We start from the raw sequence: 785 nt of genomic DNA on the forward strand, positions 1-785 counted from the left end.
CCGATCGCCGTCCACAAAGGGGCTGGCGATGAACCGCTCCGCCGTCAGATCAGGGCGGTTCAGGTAGCCCCGCGCAACGCCTGCCCCGCCAATGCAAAGCTCGCCCACCGCCCCGAACGGCACCGGCGCGCCATGAGCGTCCAGCAGGTAGATCCGCGTGTTGGCGATCGGCCGCCCGATCGGGACAACTGACCCGTCAAAATCAGCCGGGCAAGTCCAGGCTGTAACGTCGATAGCTGCTTCCGTGGGACCGTATAGATTGTGCAGGCCAGTCCAAGGCAACACGCGCTGAACCTTCTGCGCAAGGGAGGCAGGAAGCGCCTCGCCACTGCACACGAGACGCTTCAGGGATGTGCAGCGATCAACACCATTCGTGTCCATAAAGCTGACCAGCATGGATGGTACAAAGTGTGCAGTGGTGATGCGTCGGCTGATTATCAAGTTTACAAGTGCATCGGGGTCTTTGTGTGCAGCCGGAGGCGCCAGCACCAAAGTCGCCCCTTCCAGCAACGTCCAGAAGAATTCCCAGGCCGAGACATCGAAGCCAAATGGCGTCTTCTGCAAGACGACGTCAGTCGCATTGAGAGCGTAGGCTTTCTGCATCCAGATCAGGCGATTGATAATAGCCCGATGCTCATTCTGTGCCCCTTTTGGGGTTCCGGTTGATCCGGAGGTGTAGATGACATAGGCGAGATGGCGCGCGGTCAGGCCGAGCGCGCGCGGGTCGGGATCGCAGGCGGGCAGCTCGGCCCAGGCCGGGGTGACCGTCTCCAGATCGACCACAC

The 785-nt window shown here is 61.4% G+C and carries 1 protein-coding gene; it reads right to left on the reverse strand.

The features are described from left to right. On the reverse strand, positions 1-785 hold a 785-nt coding region (locus EN807_RS32320; protein WP_145972466.1), incomplete at both ends, for an AMP-binding protein.

This window comes from Mesorhizobium sp. M5C.F.Ca.ET.164.01.1.1 (assembly GCF_004792125.1).
In the GTDB taxonomy this organism is placed as follows: domain Bacteria; phylum Pseudomonadota; class Alphaproteobacteria; order Rhizobiales; family Rhizobiaceae; genus Mesorhizobium; species Mesorhizobium wenxiniae.